Origin of the sequence: Escherichia sp. WS1451 (genome assembly GCF_046487365.1) — a bacterium.
GTDB classification, from domain to species: Bacteria; Pseudomonadota; Gammaproteobacteria; order Enterobacterales; family Enterobacteriaceae; genus Escherichia; species Escherichia coli.
Genome location: NZ_JBJQJP010000045.1, coordinates 1 through 5,758, shown reverse-complemented (window position 1 = coordinate 5,758; position 5,758 = coordinate 1). Strand labels below are relative to the sequence as shown.

General features: G+C 51.7%; 5 protein-coding genes and 3 pseudogenes. 7 read left to right on the top strand and 1 reads right to left on the bottom strand.

The window, feature by feature from the left end; all coding sequences use genetic code 11:
- Positions 1–250 precede the first annotated feature (250 nt).
- From ACJHX7_RS25775 to ACJHX7_RS25750, 6 genes and pseudogenes are all read left to right on the top strand, one after another.
- The gene (locus ACJHX7_RS25775) at positions 251–613 is read left to right on the top strand and encodes a hypothetical protein (protein WP_072647595.1); all 363 of its coding nucleotides are present in this window, start codon (positions 251–253) and stop codon (positions 611–613) included.
- Positions 613–1,239 carry a DUF6710 family protein gene (locus ACJHX7_RS25770; protein ID WP_000434930.1) on the top strand — a complete coding sequence of 209 codons (627 nt, stop codon included), beginning with the start codon at positions 613–615 and terminating at the stop codon, positions 1,237–1,239. Before ACJHX7_RS25775 ends, ACJHX7_RS25770 begins: the two co-directional genes overlap by 1 nt.
- 63 nt (positions 1,240–1,302) lie before the next feature.
- Positions 1,303–1,494: pseudogene (locus ACJHX7_RS25765) on the top strand (IS1380 family transposase); the annotation flags it as partial.
- Between the two features lie 249 nt (positions 1,495–1,743).
- Positions 1,744–2,619, top strand: a complete 876-nt coding sequence (locus ACJHX7_RS25760; protein ID WP_013188475.1) for an extended-spectrum class A beta-lactamase CTX-M-65 — start codon at positions 1,744–1,746, stop codon at positions 2,617–2,619.
- 34 nt (positions 2,620–2,653) lie between these two features.
- Positions 2,654–3,622 (top strand): IS5-like element IS903B family transposase, encoded by a 969-nt coding sequence (locus ACJHX7_RS25755; RefSeq protein WP_013362812.1) that lies wholly within the window; start codon positions 2,654–2,656, stop codon positions 3,620–3,622.
- Positions 3,623–3,678: 56 nt separating this feature from the next.
- A pseudogene (locus ACJHX7_RS25750) lies at positions 3,679–4,776 on the top strand (TonB-dependent receptor domain-containing protein); the annotation flags it as partial.
- On the opposite strand, the gene ACJHX7_RS25745 reads toward ACJHX7_RS25750, so the two are convergent.
- Positions 4,751–5,380, bottom strand: a complete 630-nt coding sequence (locus ACJHX7_RS25745) for a PAS domain-containing protein (RefSeq protein WP_013188478.1) — start codon at positions 5,378–5,380, stop codon at positions 4,751–4,753. The pseudogene ACJHX7_RS25750 and the gene ACJHX7_RS25745 overlap by 26 nt on opposite strands.
- Positions 5,381–5,639: 259 nt before the next feature.
- Here ACJHX7_RS25745 and ACJHX7_RS25740 point away from each other — a divergent pair.
- Positions 5,640–5,758, top strand: a pseudogene (locus ACJHX7_RS25740) (recombinase family protein); the annotation flags it as partial.

The following is a 5,758-nucleotide window of genomic DNA, read 5'->3' as shown; positions in this document are numbered from 1 at the left end:
TTATTATGGTGATCCCCTGGGCGAAATGCGCCTGGTAAGCAGAGTTTTTGAAATGTAAGGCCTTTGAATAAGACAAAAGGCTGCCTCATCGCTAACTTTGCAACAGTGCCGCCGCGACAGCCCGAAAACCACGGCCGCAGAAATTGACCGTTTCTTTGGACTTGAGGCCAGGTTTAAGGATATTGGCCGCGATACCAGTTTAGAAACCCGATCAGCTGAAAAAGGTCTGCCAGAAGCCACGGGGGAAAGCATGGCGTTTAACCAGAAACCCGATGAACATAACATGACAACCGGCACTGATTATCAGCCGGTGAGCAACGCAGAGGACGCCTTTCATCTTAAGCAGAACCCTATGGATGATTCCGTTGGCCTGCGGCGTCATGAAGCACAGCAAAATGATGCAGAGCTGGCCCATGATTATGCTGCTGCCGACGATCAGCAGTGGAGCGCGCAGGAGTATGCCGATTACGAGCATTATGCCGAAGCATCCGACTACGACTTTGACAGCAGCATTTACGACGATTACGCCATGCCGCAGACGTCTCAGGCGGAACAGAGCCATACCGGAAAAGAACACACCCATGAGCATGAAGAAGGGGGCCATGAAATCTGATGGAGCAGATCGACAAGCGCAAGCAGGATAAACTGAAGTTCGACCGGGTAATTAATCTGGCGCACAGACTGCCGCAACCGGCGATCCATGACTTACTACGCGCGCTGATACTGCCAATTCAGGCCGATTACTTGCTGGCCGTTGGCACGGAGGGCCAGGACGCGCGCCCGGACATGAACGAGCGCGAGTTCTTCTTCACAAAAATCATCTGGGCGATGGATTACACGCACATGAAATCACTCAGGCTTGCAGCTGAAGATTTTCCCCTGGCGCTTGCGACGGCCAAGATCCTGCCGTGGCCGTGGGGTGAATCAAGCTACCGGAGTGCTTTAGCCGATATAGGCAGCGCTAAGGGCAATCCGTGGGTACAGGATATTAACCACCGCGTTACTTTGTGGTTGCCCTGGCGGATAGGCTTTGTACGAGGAGGGAACCATTCTATTGCCAGCGGCGTTCTGGCCGGTGAGGGTGAGGTAATACCCGATACGGTTTATGATATGCGGTATTTGCTCGATATTGTCAGCACTGACGGGTATTACTGGTACATGAGCGGGAAGATCTGCGAGAGAGTCAGTGACTACCGTACAGCCGCCTTTTTTGAAATAGGCCGCCTGCTTACACTGTGATTCCTTCAAAATATCTCAACGAAATTTCCCGACACCTGTTTAAGGGGGAACCGCAGAATTCGGATTTCATATAACCTATTTTTGTTGTTCAAGTTTGATTCCTTGGACTCTTCAGAATACAGACAGCAAATAAAGACCTTTCGTTTGAAGTATGTATTTCTTGCAGCAAAAATAATCAAAACCGCAAGATATGTAATCATGAAGTTGTCGGAAAACTATCCGTACAAGGGAGTGTATGAAAAATGTCTGGTATAATAAGAATATCATCAATAAAATTGAGTGTTGCTCTGTGGATAACTTGCAGAGTTTATTAAGTATCATTGCAGCAAAGATGAAATCAATGATTTATCAAAAATGATTGAAAGGTGGTTGTAAATAATGTTACAATGTGTGAGAAGCAGTCTAAATTCTTCGTGAAATAGTGATTTTTGAAGCTAATAAAAAACACACGTGGAATTTAGGGAATACTGATGTAACACGGATTGACCGTATTGGGAGTTTGAGATGGTGACAAAGAGAGTGCAACGGATGATGTTCGCGGCGGCGGCGTGCATTCCGCTGCTGCTGGGCAGCGCGCCGCTTTATGCGCAGACGAGTGCGGTGCAGCAAAAGCTGGCGGCGCTGGAGAAAAGCAGCGGAGGGCGGCTGGGCGTCGCGCTCATCGATACCGCAGATAATACGCAGGTGCTTTATCGCGGTGATGAACGCTTTCCAATGTGCAGTACCAGTAAAGTTATGGCGGTCGCGGCGGTGCTTAAGCAGAGTGAAACGCAAAAGCAGCTGCTTAATCAGCCTGTCGAGATCAAGCCTGCCGATCTGGTTAACTACAATCCGATTGCCGAAAAACACGTCAACGGCACAATGACGCTGGCAGAACTGAGCGCGGCCGCGTTGCAGTACAGCGACAATACCGCCATGAACAAATTGATTGCCCAGCTCGGTGGCCCGGGAGGCGTGACGGCTTTTGCCCGCGCGATCGGCGATGAGACGTTTCGTCTGGATCGCACTGAACCTACGCTGAATACCGCCATTCCCGGCGACCCGAGAGACACCACCACGCCGCGGGCGATGGCGCAGACGTTGCGTCAGCTTACGCTGGGTCATGCGCTGGGCGAAACCCAGCGGGCGCAGTTGGTGACGTGGCTCAAAGGCAATACGACCGGCGCAGCCAGCATTCGGGCCGGCTTACCGACGTCGTGGACTGTGGGTGATAAGACCGGCAGCGGCGACTACGGCACCACCAATGATATTGCGGTGATCTGGCCGCAGGGTCGTGCGCCGCTGGTTCTGGTGACCTATTTTACCCAGCCGCAACAGAACGCAGAGCGCCGCCGCGATGTGCTGGCTTCAGCGGCGAGAATCATCGCCGAAGGGCTGTAACTGGTTTTGTTGAATAAATCGAACTTTTGCTGAGTTGAAGGATCAGATCACGTATCTTCCCGACAACGCAGACCGTTCCGTGGCAAAGCAAAAGTTCAAAATCACCAACTGGCCCACCTACAATAAAGCCCTCATCAACCGTGGCTCCATAACTTTCTGGCTGGATGATGAAGCTATTCAGGCCTGGTATGAGTCAGCAACACCTTCTTCACGAGGCAGACCTCAGCGCTATTCTGACCTTGCCATCACGACTGTGCTGGTCATTAAACGCGTATTCAGGCTGACCCTGCGCGCTGCGCAGGGCTTTATTGATTCCATTTTTTCTCTGATGAACGTTCCGCTACGCTGCCCGGATTACAGCTGTGTCAGCAGGCGGGCAAAGTCGGTTAATATCAGTTTCAAAACGCCCACCCGGGGTGAAATCGCACACCTGGTAATTGATTCCACCGGGCTGAAGGTCTTCGGTGAAGGCGAGTGGAAAGTCAAAAAGCATGGCCAGGAACGCCGTCGTATATGGCGTAAGCTGCATCTGGCAGTTGACAGTAAAACACATGAAATCATCTGCGCTGACCTGTCGCTGAACAACGTTACGGACTCAGAGGCCTTCCCCGGGTTAATCCGGCAAACCCACCGGAAAATCAGGTCAGCCGCCGCCGATGGAGCTTACGATACCCGGCTCTGTCACGATGAACTGCGGCGTAAGAAAATCAGCGCGCTTATCCCGCCCCGAAAAGGTGCGGGTTACTGGCCCGGTGAATATGCAGACCGTAACCGTGCAGTGGCTAATCAGCGAATGACCGGGAGTAATGCGCGGTGGAAATGGACAACAGATTACAACCGTCGCTCGATAGCGGAAACGGCGATGTACCGGGTAAAACAGCTGTTCGGGGGTTCACTGACGCTGCGTGACTACGATGGTCAGGTTGCGGAGGCTATGGCCCTGGTACGAGCGCTGAACAAAATGACGAAAGCAGGTATGCCTGAAAGCGTGCGTATTGCCTGAAAACACAACCCGCTACGGGGGAGACTTACCCGAAATCTGATTTATTCAACAAAGCCACGCGCTGGACACACCACGATGACAGCGGTTTTATCCCTTACGCCATCACCACCGGCCTTGATTACGAGGCGATGACCGAACAGCGCAAAGGCTATGAGAACTTTGTTTATCAGAACGGCGTTTACGATCTCGGCACCAAAGGTGATATGCGACGTAACGAACGTAACCTGATGTGGAACCTCGATCCCTACATTCAAACGCACTGGCAGCTCACCTCAGCCCTGGGGCTGGACGCCGGGGCGCGCTATAGCTCGGTATGGTTTGATTCCAACGATCGTTATGTTGTAGGTAAAAATGGTGATGATAGCGGCGAAGCGAGCTATCACAAGTGGCTTCCGGCGGCAGCGCTGAAGTATGCCATGACGCCGCAGTGGAACGTTTACCTCTCTGCCGGGAGGGGATTTGAAACGCCGACCATTAACGAGCTGTCCTATCGTCCCGATGGTCAGTCCGGGCTTAACTTTGCTCTGCAACCGGCCACTAACACCACCGTTGAAGCAGGCAGTAAATGGCAGGTGGGCACCGGGATGGCGAGCCTGAGCGTCTTCAATACGGACACGAAAAATGAAATTGTCGTTGCCGCCAGCGACAATGGCCGTACGTCCTATCAGAACGCGGGCAAGACGCGCCGCCGCGGGGTCGAACTGGGATGGGATCAGCAATTTGCGCCCGCCTGGCGCGCCAAACTGGCGTGGACGCTGCTGGATGCGACCTACCGTGAAAACGCCGGCGATGCTATTCAGAGCGGCAATCGGATCCCGGGGATTGCACGTAATAGCGCCTATGCCTCCTTTGGCTGGGTGCCGGAAGAGGGATGGTACGCTGGCGCTGAAGTCCGCTATATGAGCGATATTCAGGTCAACGATGCCAATAGCGAGCAGGCTCCAGCCTATACGGTGACGGCACTGAATACCGGCTATAAATATGTGCTAGATAACTGGACCGTCGACCTCTATACGCGCGTTGATAACCTGTTTGATAAGCGCTACGTCGGCTCTGTTATCGTCAACGAGAGCAACGGACGCTATTATGAACCGGCGCCGGGCCGTAACTATGGCGTTGGGCTATCGGTCAGCTATCAGTTTGATTCGCTGTAACAATACGGCTGCCGGAGAGTGCTATTGAGGTGAGGCTCCGGCAGCGGGTAAAGGCGTTGATTCCTGGTAACAATAAGCTGCTTATTGATGTATCAGTAAGCATGCCGGCAGCCATTGCGCTTGATATAATACTACCCCATATGAGCAAGAGTATTTTCACGGAAAAGCTAGCAGCCAATTTCGGCCTCGCGGCCTTCCCGCTTCTCAATTGAGCATATAATTTTTCCGCAGCCAAAACCTGCTCAGGTTCAGGCTTGGTCCTTACAGACTGGTATTCAACAATCGAACCATTCTTAGCTATTGGCGTTACATAAGCACTTACCCAATAGTGGTCGCCATTTTTACAGCGATTTTTTACTAGCCCCATCCATGAGCGGCCAGATTTTAATGTACTCCACATATGCTCAAATGCAGCAGGCGGCATATCTGGGTGTCTTACGATGTTGTGAGGCTGGCCTAATAGTTCTTCCTCAGTGAAACCACTGATTTTAATGAAGTCAGGATTAACGTACGTGATATGGCTTTGAGGGGAGGTAGTCGAAAGAATATTGGCATCTTTTGGGAGTTCTAAGTTTCGACCCGTCACTGGTAAATTCTGGCGCATAAGAACCTCAAGGGTTGGCTGTTTTATTTTATTGTTTTCGGCATTAAGCCCAATTTCTTGAGCGTTACGATAAAGCTAGCATGGAAACGATAGGTGCAAGCAAGTTAAGGGTTGCATCGCGCATGTCAATCTAGGCTATACCCTAACCTGATGTCAGATGCCATGTGTAAATTGCGTCAGGATAGGATTGAATTTTGAATTTATTGACATATCTCGTTGAAGGTCATAGAGTCTTCCCTGACATTTTGCAGGGAATTCCATGACTGGACAGCGCATTGGGTATATCAGGGTCAGCACCTTCGACCAGAACCCGGAACGGCAACTGGAAGGCGTCAAGGTTGATCGCGCTTTTAGCGACAAGGCATCCGGCAAGGATGT

Excerpts from the sequence above, each read along its gene's own strand:
- ACJHX7_RS25775 (WP_072647595.1), top strand. The coding sequence starts at position 251 with ATGGCGTTTAACCAGAAACCCGATGAACATAACATGACAACCGGCACT.
- ACJHX7_RS25770 (WP_000434930.1), top strand. The coding sequence starts at position 613 with ATGGAGCAGATCGACAAGCGCAAGCAGGATAAACTGAAGTTCGACCGG.
- ACJHX7_RS25745 (WP_013188478.1), bottom strand. The coding sequence starts at position 5,380 with ATGCGCCAGAATTTACCAGTGACGGGTCGAAACTTAGAACTCCCAAAA.
- ACJHX7_RS25760 (WP_013188475.1), top strand. The coding sequence starts at position 1,744 with ATGGTGACAAAGAGAGTGCAACGGATGATGTTCGCGGCGGCGGCGTGC.